Below are 16,456 nucleotides of genomic sequence, written 5' to 3' on the forward strand. Positions count from 1 at the left end.
CGCGCGGACCAGGCGAGGCGCTTCGCGCGCGCGAGGTGGCCCCTCCCAGCCCGATCCCCTCGGGGCCGCCCTCGATGGCGGTGACCTGCTCCGCGAACGCCCGGAAGCCGAGCGCGTCGAAGAGCTCGCGGAGCCGCGCCGCGTCGGGCGCGCGGAGGGCGCAGGCGGCGAGGTCGAAGTCGATGGGCGCGTCGCGCGCGAGGGTCACCAGGCGCCGCGTCAGCGCCAGCTGTTCCGCGTGGGCGAGTAGGTTCTCGCGCAGCTTGGGCGTGAGCCGATCGGCGTTGGCGATGGCCGCCTCGGCCGTGCCGTACTCGTCGATCAACCTGACGGCCGTCTTGACGCCCACGCCGCGCGCGCCCGGCACGTTGTCGACCGGGTCGCCAACGAGCGCCTGGATCTCCACCGCCTGCTCGGGTCCGTAACCCTTCTCGGCGCGGAGCGTCACGTCGTCGAGCAGATCGCCCTTCGACGGGTCCCACAGCTTCACCTTGCGAGAGAGGAGCTGGTGCAGGTCCTTGTCCTTGCTGGCGACGCGGAGCTCGACTTCCTCCCCCTTGAGACGCTCGGCGATGGTGGCGATCAGGTCGTCGGCCTCGTACCCCTCGAGTTCGAAGACCGGCAGCCCGAAGGCGTCGATCACCTCGCGGATGCGCTCGTACTGCACCTGCAGGTCCTCCGGCGAGCGCTCGCGGTTGGCCTTGTACTCCGGGTAGAAGCCCTTGCGCAGCGTCGTGGCGTCGCTGACGTCGAAGGCGACGGCGAGGTAATCGGGCCTCTCGTTGCGGACGATGTTCAGCAGCATCTGCGTGAAGACGTACACGGCCTTCACTGGCTCACCGCCGGGGCTCGTGAGGTCCCTGAACGGCGCGTAGTAGGCGCGGAAGAGCTGCGCGTGGCCGTCGATGAGATAGAACGTCTTCATGTGGGGTTCCTTCCCGGCACCCGCCGCCGCTCCCGGCGGCGTCAACGGGCCGAACCGGATAGCATCGCAGCATAGCTGCCGACCAGGAGGCGACGTGGACTTCGAGAGACTAGGCGTTTTCTACCTCGGCCGCGAGGTCGACGCGGTGACCATGCGGCCGGGCGGCGACGCCCTGCTGTACGACTCGGCCGACCTCACCACGCACGGCGTCATCGTGGGGATGACGGGGAGCGGCAAGACGGGCCTCGGCATCGGCCTCATCGAGGAGGCCGCGTTGGACGGGATCCCCGTCCTGGCCATCGACCCCAAGGGCGACCTCACCAACCTCGCGCTCACGTTCCCGGACCTGGCGCCCGCCGACTTCGCCCCGTGGGTGAACCCGCGGGAGGCCGAGCGCCTCGGCCTGAGCGTGCAGGAGTACGCGGCCAAGCAGGCGGAACTGTGGCGCGACGGCCTTGCCGCCTCGGGCCAGGACGGCGAGCGGATCGCGCGCCTCCGGGAGGCGGCAGAGGTCGCCATCTACACCCCCGGCTCCAGCGCGGGCCGCGGCATCTCCGTGCTCCGCTCGTTCGCGGCGCCCAGCCGCGCCGTCATCGACGACCCCGACCTGCTGCGCGACCGCCTCGACGCGACCGTGACCAGCGTGCTGACGCTGATGGGTGAGAGCGCCGACCCGTTGAGCCGCGAGCACATCCTGCTCGCCAACGTCCTCGAGGCGGCGTGGCGCGCCGGCGAGGACCTCGGCATCGCCTCGCTCATCACGGCCGTGCAGCAGCCCCCGTTCACCAAGCTGGGCGTCATGGACCTCGACACGGTCTTCCCCGCCAAGGAGCGCCTGAAGCTGGCATTGAGCCTGAACGCCCTGCTGGCCGCTCCCAGCTTCGAGGCCTGGACGCGGGGCGAACCGCTCGACGTCGACGCGCTGCTCCACGCTCCCAGCGGCAAGGCGCGCGTCGCCGTCGTCTCCATCTCGCACCTGTCGGACGCCGAGCGGATGTTCTTCGTCACCCTGCTCCTCTCCGAGGTGGTCGCGTGGACGCGGGCACGGTCCGGCACCTCGTCGCTGCGGGCGCTCGTCTACGTCGACGAGCTGTTCGGTTACCTCCCGCCCGTCGCCGAGCCGCCGTCGAAGCGGCCGCTCCTCACGCTCCTGAAGCAGGCGCGCGCCTTCGGCGTCGGCCTGGTGCTGGCGACGCAGAACCCCGTCGACCTCGACTACAAGGCGCTGTCCAACGCCGGCACCTGGTTCGTGGGGCGGCTGCAGACGGAGCGGGACAAGCAGCGGCTGGCCGACGGCCTGAGCGGCGCGCTGGCGGGCTCGCTGTCGGCCGCGGAGCTCGCCGACGTCATCGGCCGCCTCCCGAAGCGGACCTTCCTGCTCCACAACGTGCACGCCAAGGGCCAGGCCCTGTTCCAGACGCGCTTCGTGATGTCGTACCTCGCGGGCCCGCTCACGCGCGACCAGCTCAAGGGGCTGGAGGCGGCGGCGCCCGTTCCGGACGGCACGAGCGCGCCCGTCGGCGCCGGCGGCCCGGCCGCCACCTCCCCGGGGTCGCCCGGGGTGGCCACGGCGGCCCCAGCTGCCGCTGCCGAGGCGGCGACCACGGAACGACCGTTCCTGCCCCCTCACGTCCCGCAACTCTTCGCCCCGGCGCGAACACCGGCCGGCGCTCGCTACTTCCCAATGGCCCTCGGGGTCGCGGACGTCCACTACGAGTCCAAGACGCACGGCGTGAGCGCCGACAGGCGCATATCCCGCCTCACGGAGCTGCGGGAGGGCGTCGTGGCCGTCGACTTCACGGAAGGGGAGCCGGCCGACGTCGACCTGGGGAGCCTCGCGCGGGAACCCGCCGCCGGCGTCTCGTGGGGGGCGTTCCCCGCGGTCGACACTAGCGCCGCGGCGGTCAAGCGGTGGGCGGACGGCTTCGAGCGCTGGGTGCGCGTCGATGGCGCCCTCACGTTGGCGAGCCACAAGGAGCTGAAGCTCGTGGCCGCCCCGGGCGAGAGCGAGCAGGAGTTCCGGCTGCGCTGCTCCCAGGCGCTTAGGGAGCGGCGCGACGCCCAGCTCGACAAGGTGCGGGCGCGGTACGCCGGCAAGCTCGCCACCCTGCAGCGGCGGGCGTTGAGTCAGGAACAGGCGGTGGCCAGGCAGGCGCAGCAGGCGCAAGCGCGCAACATCGACACGGTGGTGTCGATCGGGGCGGCGATACTCGGTGCCTTCGGCCGCGGCAGGGGCATCAGCGCCAGCCAGGTCGGCACGGCCGTCAGGAAGGGCGCGCGGGTGGGCACGGACCAGGGCGACGTCGCCAGGGCCAGGGAGTCGCTGGCGCACACCCGACAGGAGATCGCCGACCTGGAGGCCGCGCTGGAGGGTGAGCTGGCCGCGATCGGAGCGACGAGCGTGCGCGCCGAGACCATCGAGCTGGACAGCGTGACCGTCAAGGCGACGAGCCGCGACGTGGCTACGCGCTTCGTCGGCGTGGTGTGGCTACCATACCTACGGGGCGCCGACGGCCGCTGGAGCGTCAGGGCGTGACCGTCGACCGGACGCCAGGGGCGAGCGAGCGCACGTCGTCGCCGCTCGGCGCCTGGTAGAGCCGCAGGCCGAACTCGGGCAGTATGGCGATCAGGTGATCGAACACGTCCGCCTGTACGCCCTCGTAGACGACCGCCGTCACGTCGTCCACGAACGCGTACAGCTCTAGGGGCAACCCGGTCGCGCCCGGCTGGAGCTGCCGCACCATCACGGTCATGTCGGTCACGATCCGCGGGTGCGCCTGCAGGTAACGCAACGCGTAGGCGCGGAAGGTGCCGACGTTGGTGAGCCGACGCGAGTTCACGTCGGCCCCCGCCGGCCCGGACCGCGCGTCCGCCTCGCCCGCCAGCTCGGCGCGCTTCTCGGCCAGGTAGGGCGCGAGCAGCGTGAACGCCTCGAGTCGCTCGAGGTCGTCGTCCGTGAGGAAGCCGATGGTGGAGACGTCGAGGAGGAGGCTGCGCTTCATGCGGCGGGCGCCGGTGGCTTGCATGCCGCGCCAGTTCTTGAAGGCCTTCCCCAGGAAGTTGTGCGCCGGGATGATGGTGAGCGTCTTGTCCCAGTTCTGCACCGTGACGCTGTTGAGGCTGATCTCGACGACCTCGCCGTCGGCGTTCATCTCCGGCATCTCGATCCAGTCGCCCGGTCGCAGCGAGTCGCTGCTGGTGAGCTGGCTGCCGGCGACGAAGCTCAAGATCGTGTTCTGGAAGATGAGGAGCAGCACCGCCGACGCCGCGCCCACGCCGGTGAGGATGACGATGGGGTCGCGGTCCAGCAGGAGCCCGAGCGAGACCAGCCCGGCCATGACGTAGGCGACCAGGGCCAGCACCTGCAGGTAGCGGGTGAGTGACCGGCCGCCGCCGTGGGGCCGGCGGGCGTACAGGTCGCCGAGACCGAACATGATGGCGACGAGCGCGCGGGTCGTCACGACCACCGCGAGGATCTCGAGCAGGCGACCGAGCGCCGCGGCCACCCCGGGCGCCAGGGCGGGGACGTACTCGAGGCCCAGCCGGATGAGCGCGATGGGCACGAGGTAGGCGACGTGGCCCGCCACCCGGCGGCCCCTGAGGCTGCTGCCGAGGCCGCTTCGTCCTCGAGCGTCGAAGCGGGCCACCAGCAGCGCGAGGAGCCAGCGCGTCAGGATGAAGCAGACGTAGGCGGCCAGGCCGAAGGCGGCGGCGATGCCGAGGCTCGTGAGCACGGGGTGCGCGGCCGCCCACTCCTGGGCGCCGCTCCCGAAGAAGGAGGGCAACGGGCCCGCGGTGGCCGGCTCCCGCATGGTCACGACTCTACCGCGCCAGCGTGCGGGTGAGCGCCCTTGGGCGGTGCTAGACTTCCAGGATGCCCGACCGGCACGGAACCGACGCCGCGCAGGCAGCAGCCGCCGGCCCCGGGAGCGCGGCGCCGGCGCCGCGCATCGAGTTCACGTTCCGCTGGTGGGGCCCGCAGGACCCGGTCCCGCTGGCGGCCTTCGGGCAGGTGCCCAACGTCGACACGGTCGTGACCTCGCTGGGAGAGGTGCCCGTCGGCGAGCCGTGGAGCGCCGCCGCCATCGCGGAGCGCCAGGACCTGTGCGCCGCGGCCGGCCTCGAGTGGACGGTGGTGGAGAGCGTCGGGGTGCACGAGGCGATCAAGCTCGCGGCCCCCGAGCGGGACCGCTACATCGACGCTTACGCGGTGACGCTCGAGCGCCTGGGCGCCGCCGGGGTGCGGACGGTCTGCTACAACTTCATGCCGGTCTTCGACTGGATGCGCACCGACTTCGACTACCGCCTCCCCGACGGTTCGCGCGTTACCTCCTACTCGCAATCCGACCTCGACGCCATCGACCTGTCGCGCGGGCTGCCCCGGCTCCCGGCCTGGCCGCAGGCCTACACGGCCGCGGAGCTCGGCGCCCTGTTCGAGCGCTACGCGGGCGTGAGCGACGAGGAGTTCCTGGCGCGTTACCGCTACTTCGTCGAGCGCGTCGTGCCCGTCGCGGAGGGGGCCGGCGTGAGGCTCGCCGTCCACCCCGACGACCCGCCGTGGCGCCTCTTCGGGCTGCCGCGCATCGCCAAGACGGCCGCCGACCTCGCGGCGCTGCTCGCCTGCTCCGACAGCCCCGCGCACGGCCTGACCTTCTGCACCGGCTCGCTCGGCGCGCGCGGCGACGCCGACCTGCCGGCCATGGCGCGCCGCTTCGCCGGCCGCACGCACTTCGTTCACTTGAGGAACGTGCGCCGCCGCGGCCCGCGCGACTTCCACGAGGTCGATCACACGCGCGGCGCGGGCGACGTCGACCTGGTCGAGGTCATGGCCGCCCTGCTGGAGGGCGGCTTCGCGGGCCCCCTCAGGCCGGACCACGGGCGCATGATCTGGGGCGAGGAGGGCGTGCCCGGCTACGGCCTCTACGACCGCTCCCTCGGGCTCATGTACCTCCAGGGCGTGCACGACGCGCTCACGCGCGAGGGGGCGGGTTCGTGACGCGACCGCCGGGCGGCGTCGGGGCGGCCCGGTTGCTGGCGGGGGCGGGCATCGTCCCCGTGCACGCCGACACCGACCTGGCCGCCGTTGTGGCGCGCGTGCGCGCCTGCTTCGCCGGCGGCGTCCGGGCGTTCGAGTTCGCGGACCGCGTTCCGGGCGCCGTCGAGACGTTCGCGGCCCTGCGCGCCGTGGTGGAGCGCGAGATGCCCGAGCTGGCGCTCGGCGCCGGCACCGTCACGACCGTCGAGGCGGCCGAGGCGTTCGTGGCGGCCGGCGCCTCCTTCCTGGTGGGCCCCGTGCTGGCCGCCGACGTGCTCGCCTGGAGCGTCGCCACCGGGACGCCCTACGTGCCCGGCGTCGCCACCCCCACCGAGGCGTGGCGAGCGCACGAGGCGGGCGCCGAGGTCGTCAAGCTCTTCCCGGCGGGCGCGCTGGGGCCCGCCTACCTCAGGAGCCTGTTGGCCCCGCTCCCGCGGCTCGCGGTCATGGTGACGGGAGGGATCGAGGCGACGCCGGCGGCGGTGACGGCCTGGTTCGAGGCGGGCGCGGTCGCCGTGGGGCTCGGCTCCGACCTCCTCCCCCGGAAGCCGGCGACCGCGGCGCGCGCGGCCGAGATCACCGCCAGCTGCCGCGCCCTCATGGCCGCGGCGGCGGCGCGGCGGTCCCGCCCGTGAGCAAGCCGCTCGTCGTCACGTTCGGGGAGGCGCTCCTGCGCCTCTCGCCGCCCGTCGCCGAGCCGCTGCGCGGGGCCACCGCCCTCTCGCTCCACGTGGGCGGCGCCGAGGCCAACGTGGCGGTGGGTCTCGCGTCGCTGGGGCTGGCGGCGCGCTACTTCGGTCGCCTCCCCGCCAACGACCTGGGCGAGCGCGTTCTCGGCGAGCTGAGGCGTCACGGCGTCGATGTGAGCTACGTCGAGCGTGGGCCCGAGCGCATGGGTCTCTACTTCCTCGAGGAGGGCGTCGGCCCGCGGCCGGCCCGCGTCACCTACGACCGGGCGGGTTCGGCCTTCGCGCACGTCGGGGAGCAGGGAGCCGCCGTCGCGCTTGACGCCGGCCTCATGGGCGGGGCGAGCGCGTTCGTGACCTCGGGCATCACCATGGCGCTCGGCGCCGGACCGCGAGCCGCGGCGGCTCGGCTCTGGCGAGCGGCGGGGACCGCAGGGGCGACGCGCGTGTACGACGTGAACTTCCGTAGCCGTCTCTGCACGGCGGCGGAGGCCGTGGCGCACGCCGCGCCGCTCCTGGCCGACGCCGAGGTCGTCGTGGTGGCCGAACGGGACGCCCTGGCCCTGCACGGCGGGGTGCCGCAACTCCGTGCGGCCGCGCCGCGGGCGCTCGTGGTCGTGACGCGCGGGGCGGACGGCGCCACCGCCCACCTGCCGGCGGGCGACGTCGTCGAGCAGCCGGCGCTGGGCGTGGCCGAGGCGGGCCGGATCGGCCGAGGCGACGCCTTCCTGGCCGGCTTCCTGTTCGGTCACCTCGGCGGCCGGGGCGTGGCGGGTTCCCTGGCTCTCGGCGTGGCGAGCGCCAGCCTCAAGTCGACGTGGGCCGGCGACCTGCCGGACCTCCGCCTGGCGGACGTCGAGGCGCTGGCGGACGCCGCGGCGCGTGGCGGGCCGGGCACGGCCGTGCAGCGCTGAGCGCTGGGCGTCAGCGGGGCGCGCGGGCGTAGCGCGCCAAGACGGCGGGGTCGGGCTCGAAGCCCAGGCCCGGCGCCTCCGGCACGGCGAAAGCGCCGTCCGCTCCCGGAGTCCCCGGGTGCGCCAGCCACGCCGCCGGCGTCACGAAGTGGTACTCGAGCTCCCTCACGTCAGGCAACGCGGCCGCCAGCTGCAGGCTGGCGAAGAAGCCCGGCCCGAAGTAGGGGCAGTGCGGCTCGAGCGGCGTGCCGACCGCGCGCGCCGCCTCCGCGACAGCGAGGAACTCGGTGACGCCTCCCACCTTGGTCACGCTCGGCTGGGCGTAGTCGACGGCGCCGGCCGCCAGGGCGGCGCGGAACTGCTCGGCGGTGCACCAGTTCTCCCCCGCCGCGATCTTGAGGCCATTGCCGCGCAGCGCGCGGAGCGTGCCGTACGCCTCGGGCGGGAACACGGGCTCCTCGAGCCACGACACGCCCAGCTCGACGAGGCGCGGCGTGACCTCGGCGGCGTGGGCGGCGCTCCAGTTGCAGTTGACGTCGACCGCTATGGGCACGCCCTCCCCGACGGCGGCGCGGGCCGCCTCGATCTCCGGCAACGTCACCTCGTGCAGCTTCAGCCCCGTGAACCCGGCGGCGAGCGCGGCGGTGGCGGTGCGCGCCACCAGCTCGGCGTCGGCGTAGCGCACGAGGCTCGCGTAGAACGGCACCCGGCGGGCGGCGGCCGTGGGCGCGACAAGGCGGTGGAGCGGCAGCCCCGCCCGTTTCGCCGCGAGGTCCCATAGCGCCATGTCCACCGCCGAGAGCGCGAAGAGCGTGACGCCGTAGCGACCGAACAGGTGCAGGCGCCGCTGGGTGGCGAGGTTCCAGGCGGCCACGTCCGTGACGGTGGCGCCCTGCAGCACCGGCGCGATGAGGCGATCGACCAGCGCCTTCGTCGCGTCGACGGTGAAGTAGCCGAAACCCTCGCCCCAGCCGACGTTGCCGGCCTCGTCGGTGAGGCGCACCAGCAGTATCTCCAGGCTGTTCCAGGTCGTGGGCGTGATGCCCTCGCCCTTGCCGCCGTCGTCGAAGGGGATCTCGACGATCAGGGTCTCGACGCCCTCGATCCTCACGGGTGGCCGCCCGGCGGGGCCGCTGGCGGCGTGGCGGCAGCCGCGGCCGCCGGCGGGAGCGGGGCGACCGCGTACGCGCCGCCCACGAAGTCCGGGCCGCGCTCGGGGCCCATGGCGGCTCGACCGAGGAAGCCCGGCGCGAGGTTGTCCTCCGCGCGGTCGCGCGGCGCGTAGCCGAGCTCCAGGGCGCGGCGGTTGGCGAAGAGGGGCTCGGGGCAGGCGGACGTGCCGTAGACGATCTCGTAACCGGGCTCCGACCGCTCGAGGCCGATGGCGAAGAGCGCGGCGAGGTCGCGGGCGCTCGTCCACATGCGCAGGCTGCGCTCGTCGCCCACCTTGGGATCCGCGTTGCCTATCCGCACCACGAAGGTGGGGAGTCCGTGCCGCAGCGCGAACATGGCGCAGGCGGCCTCCCCGAACGCCTTGCTGAGGCCGTAGTAGGCGTCGGGCGCGACGACTTGGTCGTCGGCGCCGAACCCGGCGCGCGGCCAGGCGCCCAGCACGTGATGGCTGCTCGCGTAGACGAAGCTGCCGACCCCGGCGTGGGCCGCGGCCTCGAGCAGGTTGAGGGTGCCGCGGTAGTTGACGTCCAGCGATGCCTCGAACGTGAGCGTCAGACCGTGGACGCACGCGAGGTGCAAGACGGCGTCGACGCCGTCGACCAGCTCGCGCACGCGGCGCGGGTCGGCCAGGTCGCCGGCCAGGAACTCCTCGCGCGCGCCCGGCGGTTCCGCCGGCGCCACGAGGTCTGTAAGGCGGAGGTCGAAGTCGCGCCGCAAGTGCGGCCTGATGGCGCTGCCCACGCGTCCGGCCGCGCCGGTGATCAGGACCTTCATCTGGACTCCTCCCGGGCGGAGCGTCGGCCGGGTTGACACCCTCCGCGCTCGTCGGTATCCTCGCTCAACTCTGGTCATACCATAAGACCACAGCGAGGCTAGGACGCGGAGCCGGAGGGTCACGGCGAGGTGGCGAGCTTGCAGGAGACGACCGCAACCGAACGAACCGCCGAGCTCAAGCTCGAGCCGGCGAGCCGCGTCTCGCTGGCCGCGACCGTGGCGGACCAGCTGGCCGCGCGCATCCTCGACGACCACCTGTCCCAGGGCGACCGGCTGCCGTCGGAACGCGACCTCGCCACGCAGCTGCGCGTGAGCCGGCTCGTCGTGCGCGAGGCCTTGCGCACCCTCACGGAGCGCGGGCTCATCGAGGTGCGACCCGGGGTCGGCGCCTTCGTCGTGCCCATGCCGAGCGGCGCCGTCACCCGCCCGCTCGCCCTCTACCTCCAACGCAACAACGTGGCCCTCGCCCACCTCTTCCAGCTCAGGCACGCGCTCGAACCCGGCATCGCGGCGGCGGCGGCCGGCGCCGCCCAGCCCGCGGCCCTCGCGCACCTCGCCGCGAACCTGGACGCCACCGCCACCCTCGTTAACGAGCTCGAGGCCGGCGTGGCCGCGCACGACGAGTTCGCCTGGCTCGACCTGCAGTTCCACCAGCTGCTCGCCGAGGCGACCGGCAACCCGCTCTTCCAGCTCGTGCTCGACCCCCTCATCGACAGGCAACTCGAGGTGCGGCGCGAGGGCGCCCAGGTCCCCGGCGCGGCAAGGCGCGCCCACGATGGGCACGCCGCCGTCCTGCGCGCCGTGTCGGCCCGCGACGCGGCCGCCGCCGCCGCCGCCATGGACGAACACCTCACCACCGTCGAGGGGTGGCTCACCGACATCGAGAAGCGAGTGGCTGCTCGCCGCCTCGACGCGCCCAAGGAGGGCAACGGATGATGGACGAGAACAAGCGCGAACACATGATAGCGACCGTCAGGGGGTACTTCGACGCCTGCAACTCCGCCAGTCGCGAGCTGTTCGCGCGCTACCTGGCCGACGACTGCCGCCACTACTTCCCGCCCAAGGCCGGCGGGCCCTACCTCGGACGTAAGGCGATCGAGGACCTGTGGATCGGCTTCGTCAGGCGCCTCGACTCGCGCTGGACCATCGACCGCCTCGTGTGCGACGGCGAGCAGATCTGTGTCGAGTGGACGCACTTCAAGCCGCGCGCCGGCGAGTACATCCGCGGCTCCGAGTGGTACGAGTTCGACGAACACGGCAAGATCGACGCCATCTGGGCGCACTACGCGTCCTCGCGCGACGAGGACGCCAAGGCGAACGTGCTCGAGGGCTACGACTACCCCGCCAACGGCTACCCCGTGACGCCGCCCGTCCTGACGCCCGAGACCCAGGCGAGGCGCGACGCGGCCCTCGCCGCGGAGGCCGCTCGTGGCGCCTGACATCGCGCCTCTCGACCAGGCGACCGCAGACAAGTTGAGGCGGACGAGCACGGCCACCCTGGCCACGGTCCTCTACATCCACGGCTTCAAGTCGCGCGTCGTGCGGGGCGTGCACCGCCTCAACCCCGAGCGCGGGACGATGGTGGGGGTGGCCCGCACGCTCCGCTACGTGGCCGCCCGCGAGGACCTGGATTCGCTCGAGCTCTGGAAGCGCGACAGCAACCCGCAGCGCCGCATCGCCGACGAGATCCGCCCCGGCGAGGTCCTCGTCATCGAGGCCCGTGCGGACCAGTCGTGCGGCACGATGGGCGGGATGCTGGTGGCCAGGATGCAGGTGCGCGGCGCCGCCGGCATCGTGTCGGACGCGCCGTTCCGCGACGGGCCGTTCATCGCCGGGCTCGAGATGCCCGGGTACTCGAGCGGCATGAACGCCAACACCAACCTCATCGCGCACCACCCCGAGGAGCTCGACGTCACCGTCACGTGCGGCGGCGTGCACGTCAGGCCGGGCGACGTGGTGGTGGGCGACGCCGAAGGCGTGATCGTCATCCCGCGCCACCTCGCGGAGCAGGTCGCCGCCGAGGCACACGCGAAGGAGCGGGAGGAGGCCTTCATCGAGGGGCGCATCCTCGCCGGCGCCCCGGTGAAGGGCACGTACCCGATGGACCAGACCACGCGTGCCGCCTACGAGGCGCAGCAGGGCGGGTCGCGGGAGGGCTAGGCCGCCGGAGTCGACGGGCTCGCCGGGTCGATCTCAGTCCTCCGGCGCGTCGGCCGCGTCGGGCCCGACCGGCGCGAAGCGGAACATGGCGTAGTGCGCCTCGAGCAGCGTGGTGTCGTCGGTCTCGCGGAGGCGGCGCCACATGCGGCGCGCCATCTCCCTCAGCGTGGCCGCGTGCTCGGGGTCGGCCGCCAGGTTGCGCAGCTCGTGCGGGTCGGCGGCCAGGTCGTAGAGCTCGTCCTCGTCGAAACCGTTGAAGACGTACTTCCAGTCGCCGTGCCACACCACCCGCTGGGTGTAGCCGAGCCGCTGTCCGTGGAACTCGGCGAACGCCTCGCCCGCGCCCGCGGGCGCCTCGCCGCGCAGCCGAGCGCTCAGGTCGCCACCCTGGCACGGGTACTCCTCGCCGAGGAGGAGGCGCACGAGGGTGCGCGGCAGGTCGAGCAGGCTCACCGCCTCCTCGACCACCAGGCCGGCCTCGACCCCGGGGCCTCTCACGACCAGCGGCACCCGGTAGGCCTCCTCGAAGGCGGCCACGCCCTTGAACATGAGCCCGTGGGCTCCCAGGTAGTCGCCGTGATCGGACGTGAAGACCACGAGCGTGTCCTCGGCCTGACCCGTCTCCTCCAGCACGGCGAGCAGCCGGCCCACCTCGTCGTCGACCATGCTGCAGCGGGCGTAGTAGCAGGCGGTGGCGAGGGCCAGGTCCTCTTCGGATAGGTCCTCCCACGTGCGGCGGATGCGCCGGTAGACGGCCGGCCTGTCGGTCATGGGGTCGCGGAAGCTGGCCGGCGGCTCGAGCTGCGCCGGGTCGTACCGGTGGAAGACCTCGCGTGGCGCGACGAACGGGTCGTGCGGCGCCTCGGTGCTCACCACGAGCGCCCACGGCCTGTCCGGGTCCGCCGCCGCGCGCCGGACGAAGTCGATCCCCCGTTCGAACAGGGCGTGCTCCCGGGACGCGGAGGCGGGCTCGTCCGTGACCCCGGCCACGAGCAGGTCGCGGTACCCCTCGTCCTTCAGCACCAGCGAGGGTGAGAACACACCGGGGTGCTCCTGCACGCCCACCAGCTTCAGCTCGACCTCGTACTCCTGGAACCCGAACCGCTCCAGGGCGTCGCTCCGTTCCACGTGCCACTTGCCGAAGTAGGCGGTGGCGTAGCCGGCGCGGTTAAGCTCCCGCGACCAGAACGGCATGTCATCCCGCAGCTGCGCCAGCGGGGGCTTGACGGCGTGCGTCACGTCGGTCACCCCGTGGGAGTGAGGTAGGTAGCCGGTGAAGAGGCTGGCGCGCGTGGGCGAGCAGATGGGGTTGGGCGAGTAGCAGCGCGTGAAGCGGGCGCCCTGCGCCGCGAGGCCCTGCAGGTGCGGCGTCAGGCACGGACCGCCCGGCACCACGGTGTCGGCGCGCTGCTGGTCCGTGATGAGGAGAAGCAGGTTGGGGCGCCGCCCCTCGCTCACGGCCGCACCAGCGGCCGCGCCGCCAGACGCGCCAGGACCCGGCGGCTGCGGGCGGCCAACCAGGCGGCCTGCACCGCGAACGCCACGGAGAAAGCGACCATCCCCACGTACACGCCCGGCACGGTCCCGAGCGCGCCGCCGGCCAACAGGCCGAGAACGCCGACCGCCAGGAACAGGAGCACGGATTCCATTATCGCCCTCGTCTGCTCGCTGTACATGATGACCCCCTGGAACCAGCTCAGGAGCACGCGGACGCCGGGCAGGAGGGCGCCGCACCACAGGGCCGCCGCGGCGTGTCGCGTGTGCTGGGGCTGGTGGCCGGTGCCGGCGCCTAACCAGAGCCGCGTGCGGGGCGTGGCGGCCACCACGACCACGCGGGCCGTGGTGGCCGCCGCCGCCACGTAGGTCATGCGCCTGAGCACCCCGACGGCACCGGGACGCCTCACGAGGCTGATCACGACCTCCGTGTACGCCATCCCCGGGCTCTGCCACAGCATGAGGAAGCCCCAGACGACCGGCCAGACGGCGAGGGACTCGAGCGCGAGGGGCAGGCGCGCCAGCGCCACCGACACGAACGTCTGCACCAGCATGGTGAGGACCGTCATGAGGACGAGCGGCCAGACGAAGCTCGCGAAGCGCCGGAAGGTCATGGCCGAACCCACCGGCTGCCGCCTGAGGGGGCCGGCCAGGATCGGCACCACGCGCAGCTGCGTGTAGGCGGCCTCGGCCAGGACGCCCGTTACGACGGCCGCGCCGGCGGCCACCACGCCGGGCACCGCGCCCCATAGCGCCGCCGCCGCCAGCACGAGCGCCACGCACGTCAGGCGGATGACGGAGCCGAAGACGACCACCCGCGCGTCGCCGTAGCGGATCAGCACCCCCTGCTGGAAGCGCCTGAAGCCGGTGCCGAAGGCGTACGGCGCCATCAGCAGCAGTCCCAGCCGCGCCACGGCCGTCACACCATCGGGCGCGCCGATGCCGCGCATGACCAAGCCGTAGGCGGGTGTCGCCGCCAGAACGAGCTGCAACGTGGTGAGCGTCAGCAGCAGCCTCAGCGCGTACGACCGCAACCGCGCGTAGGCGGGCGCGTCGGACGCCAGGGCCGTGGCGGACGGTAGGAGCGTCTGGGCGGGAGCCTGGATGATGACCGACAGGGCGAACACGATGCCCCAGGCGGCCAGGTTGATCTCGGGGTCGGCCATGCGCGTCAGTCCGGCCGCCGTGATCACGAGTTCGGACGTCATGATGACCCAGCTGAGGGCCAGGGGCAGCCACGTGCCGATGACGGTGGCCGTCCGCAGGGGGTTCGACTCGTCGTACGGGTCCGAGGTCGTCGTCAACTACCGGTCAGGCCTGGGCGGCCGCTCAGCCTCCGACCACGTCGGCCATGTCCCAGCCGTTCTCCGCGCACACGACCCTGACGTGGGACTCCCAGGTCGGTTCGGCGCTCGGCCTGCCGCCGGGGAAGCAGTCGACGACGAGGTACCTGAGCGGCTCGCTGGAGACGCAGTGGACACGGTGGAGCGTGGCGGGCGGGATCCTCACCAGGTCGCCGGGCACCAGGTGCCCGGCGAACGCGGCGTCCGGGCCCACCTCGAGCCGGCCCTCGCCCGCCAGGACGTAGAACACCTGTTCCGTGTCGTCGTGCTTGTGGAGGGGCGGCGCCTCGCCAGGCTCCATGACGCTGATGAAGCTCTCGCTCGTCGTCGCCTCGGCGCGGTCCATGACGAGCAGGTTCGTGTGGGTCGGGAAGCGGTAGCGCTTCGGGTCGGTGGTCTTGAAGACGTAGTTCATGCCTGTGCGTCCGTCCTTCCGGCTCCTCGGTCCGGTCGCGCCTGTCCGGTCGCGCCGTCCGTGGCTGAGGTCCATGCCGTCAGTATCGCCCCGAGCTCGCCGACCTCGTGGGCGTGACCCATCCGACCGGCGAGGTTCGTGAGTTCTCCCGGATCGGCGCGGAGGTCGTAGAGCTCGTCGAGGTCACCCAGCTCGTCGTGCACGTACTTCCAGTCGCGGGTCCGGACCATCTTGCGGAAGCCCTCCGCCTCGCGCAGCTTCAGGCTGGCCCGCACCGCGTCGAGCCCGTGAGTGGTGCCCACGCGCTCCCCGAGGTCGTCGAGGTCGGCCAGCGTGAACGGCGGCCCACCCGCTCCGTACTCGGAGAAGACGACCTCCCGCGGCGCCGCGTCCGTGAGGGTGGGGAGCGGCCTCCCCTGCACCCCTGGCGGGGCCGCCAGGCCCTGGAGGGCGAGGAGGGTGGGGACCACGTCGACCAGGTTGGCCATGCCGTCGTCCACCACGCCGGCCGGGGCGTGGCCCGGCCAGGACACGATGAGGGGGACGCGCGTCAGGCAGTCGTAGAACGCTCCGCCCTTGCGGGCCATGCCGTGTTCGAGCGCGAAGTCGCCGTGGTCGGCGAGGAAGACGACGATGGTGTCTCCATCCAGGCCGGCGCCTTCGATGGCCGCCAGGATGCGACCGACACCGTCGTCGACGAACCGGATCATGGCGCGGTAGGTGGTGAGGAGCCGCCGGCGCTCCCGTTCCGGCGCGCTCGCGACGTCGAGCAGCCTCCGCAGCACCCGCGTCCGTTCCGGCGCGCCCGGCATGTCGGGCGGCTCGGTCTCCGGGAGCACGATCCCGTCGCGAGCGGCCGCCTCGAAGTAGGACCGCGGGGCCTCGTAGGGCGTGTGCGGGTCGGGGTACGAGACCCAGAGCGCGAACGGCCCGTCCGTGGCCGCTCGCGACTCGAGGTAGCGGACGGCCTGGCCCGTCACGAGCCCGGTCGAGTAGTCGTCCAGCGGGTGGTCCGTCACGGCGTAGGAGACGGCCGGTGCCTGGTGGGGCATGGCTCGCCGCGTCGCGTGAGCCGCCTCCACCGCGGCCGTCGGCCGGTACCACTCCATCCCGCGGGGCGGGCGATCCGGTGGGAGCCCCTCATGACCGATCTCGCACAGAACGTCGAAGAGGGCCAGGTCGGTGGGCTCCTCGAAGCAGTGGTTCTTGCCGATGAGGGCGGTCGCGTAGCCGGCCTCGCGCCACAGCCTGAAGGCGTGGGCGACGCCCTCCGGCATGGGCGTCTCGTTGAGGCGCGAGCCGTGCGAGCTCGGGTAGCGACCGCTCCAGAGCGACACGCGCGCCGGCACGCAGAGCGGGCTGGGCGTGAAGGCGTTGCGGTAGGTGACGCCGCGCTCCGCCAACCGCTCAAGGGCCGGAGTGGCGGTGCCCCCGGCGCCGTAGACGCTGCTGGCCGTCGCCTTCAGCTGATCGGCCATGATCACGACCACGTTGGGTGGCGCCCGGCCCGCTCGGCGGGGCGCGGGCGGCGCGGGCG

General features: G+C 73.3%; 15 protein-coding genes. 7 read left to right on the forward strand and 8 right to left on the reverse strand.

Annotated elements, in window-relative coordinates:
• Positions 1-925 (reverse strand): DNA polymerase I (locus H3C53_04710; protein ID MBW7915973.1); only part of this gene is annotated, 925 nt, incomplete at its 3' end.
• Here H3C53_04710 and H3C53_04715 point away from each other — a divergent pair.
• Positions 924-3,461 carry an ATP-binding protein gene (locus H3C53_04715; GenBank protein ID MBW7915974.1) on the forward strand — a complete coding sequence of 846 codons (2,538 nt, stop codon included), beginning with the start codon at positions 924-926 and terminating at the stop codon, positions 3,459-3,461. The genes H3C53_04710 and H3C53_04715 overlap by 2 nt on opposite strands.
• On the opposite strand, the gene H3C53_04720 is transcribed toward H3C53_04715, so the two are convergent.
• Positions 3,451-4,737 carry a mechanosensitive ion channel family protein gene (locus H3C53_04720; protein ID MBW7915975.1) on the reverse strand — a complete coding sequence of 429 codons (1,287 nt, stop codon included), beginning with the start codon at positions 4,735-4,737 and terminating at the stop codon, positions 3,451-3,453. The genes H3C53_04715 and H3C53_04720 overlap by 11 nt on opposite strands.
• 137 nt (positions 4,738-4,874) lie before the next feature.
• Here H3C53_04720 and H3C53_04725 point away from each other — a divergent pair, with 137 nt between their 5' ends.
• From H3C53_04725 to H3C53_04735, 3 genes are read left to right on the forward strand one after another with little or no spacing between them, the layout of a single operon-like run.
• Positions 4,875-5,921, forward strand: a complete 1,047-nt coding sequence (locus tag H3C53_04725) for a mannonate dehydratase (protein MBW7915976.1) — start codon at positions 4,875-4,877, stop codon at positions 5,919-5,921.
• Entirely contained in the window at positions 5,918-6,595 is a 678-nt protein-coding gene (locus H3C53_04730) for a bifunctional 4-hydroxy-2-oxoglutarate aldolase/2-dehydro-3-deoxy-phosphogluconate aldolase (protein MBW7915977.1), read from the forward strand. The genes H3C53_04725 and H3C53_04730 overlap by 4 nt, the downstream gene beginning before the upstream one ends.
• Positions 6,592-7,560, forward strand: a complete 969-nt coding sequence (locus H3C53_04735) for a sugar kinase (GenBank protein ID MBW7915978.1) — start codon at positions 6,592-6,594, stop codon at positions 7,558-7,560. Before H3C53_04730 ends, H3C53_04735 begins: the two co-directional genes overlap by 4 nt.
• Before the next feature lie 10 nt (positions 7,561-7,570).
• Here the strand turns inward: H3C53_04735 and H3C53_04740 are convergent, their stop codons facing one another.
• A complete protein-coding gene (locus tag H3C53_04740; protein MBW7915979.1) occupies positions 7,571-8,671 on the reverse strand; it encodes a mandelate racemase/muconate lactonizing enzyme family protein in 1,101 nt (366 codons plus the stop codon).
• On the reverse strand, positions 8,668-9,507 hold the full coding sequence (locus tag H3C53_04745) for an NAD(P)-dependent oxidoreductase (protein ID MBW7915980.1): 840 nt from the start codon (positions 9,505-9,507) through the stop codon (positions 8,668-8,670). Before H3C53_04745 ends, H3C53_04740 begins: the two co-directional genes overlap by 4 nt.
• Positions 9,508-9,636: 129 nt before the next feature.
• Here H3C53_04745 and H3C53_04750 point away from each other — a divergent pair, with 129 nt between their 5' ends.
• From H3C53_04750 to H3C53_04760, 3 genes are read left to right on the forward strand one after another with little or no spacing between them, the layout of a single operon-like run.
• Positions 9,637-10,443: a FadR family transcriptional regulator gene (locus tag H3C53_04750; GenBank protein ID MBW7915981.1), complete on the forward strand. Its 807-nt coding sequence runs from the start codon at positions 9,637-9,639 to the stop codon at positions 10,441-10,443.
• The gene (locus H3C53_04755; GenBank protein MBW7915982.1) at positions 10,440-10,946 is read left to right on the forward strand and encodes a nuclear transport factor 2 family protein; all 507 of its coding nucleotides are present in this window, start codon (positions 10,440-10,442) and stop codon (positions 10,944-10,946) included. Before H3C53_04750 ends, H3C53_04755 begins: the two co-directional genes overlap by 4 nt.
• The gene (locus tag H3C53_04760) at positions 10,936-11,667 is read left to right on the forward strand and encodes a ribonuclease activity regulator RraA (protein MBW7915983.1); all 732 of its coding nucleotides are present in this window, start codon (positions 10,936-10,938) and stop codon (positions 11,665-11,667) included. Before H3C53_04755 ends, H3C53_04760 begins: the two co-directional genes overlap by 11 nt.
• 33 nt (positions 11,668-11,700) lie before the next feature.
• On the opposite strand, the gene H3C53_04765 is transcribed toward H3C53_04760, so the two are convergent.
• Genes H3C53_04765 through H3C53_04780 form a run of 4 tightly spaced genes read right to left on the reverse strand, consistent with a single transcriptional unit; the run spans position 11,701 to position 16,397 of the window.
• The gene (locus H3C53_04765; GenBank protein MBW7915984.1) at positions 11,701-13,125 is read right to left on the reverse strand and encodes a sulfatase-like hydrolase/transferase; all 1,425 of its coding nucleotides are present in this window, start codon (positions 13,123-13,125) and stop codon (positions 11,701-11,703) included.
• Positions 13,122-14,465, reverse strand: a complete 1,344-nt coding sequence (locus H3C53_04770) for a hypothetical protein (protein ID MBW7915985.1) — start codon at positions 14,463-14,465, stop codon at positions 13,122-13,124. The genes H3C53_04765 and H3C53_04770 overlap by 4 nt, the downstream gene beginning before the upstream one ends.
• 25 nt (positions 14,466-14,490) lie before the next feature.
• On the reverse strand, positions 14,491-14,919 hold the full coding sequence (locus H3C53_04775; protein MBW7915986.1) for a cupin domain-containing protein: 429 nt from the start codon (positions 14,917-14,919) through the stop codon (positions 14,491-14,493).
• The gene (locus H3C53_04780) at positions 14,916-16,397 is read right to left on the reverse strand and encodes a sulfatase-like hydrolase/transferase (protein ID MBW7915987.1); all 1,482 of its coding nucleotides are present in this window, start codon (positions 16,395-16,397) and stop codon (positions 14,916-14,918) included. Before H3C53_04780 ends, H3C53_04775 begins: the two co-directional genes overlap by 4 nt.
• Positions 16,398-16,456 lie beyond the last annotated feature (59 nt).

The sequence above is a fragment of the Trueperaceae bacterium genome (assembly GCA_019454765.1).
In the GTDB taxonomy this organism is placed as follows: Bacteria; Deinococcota; Deinococci; order Deinococcales; family Trueperaceae; genus JAAYYF01.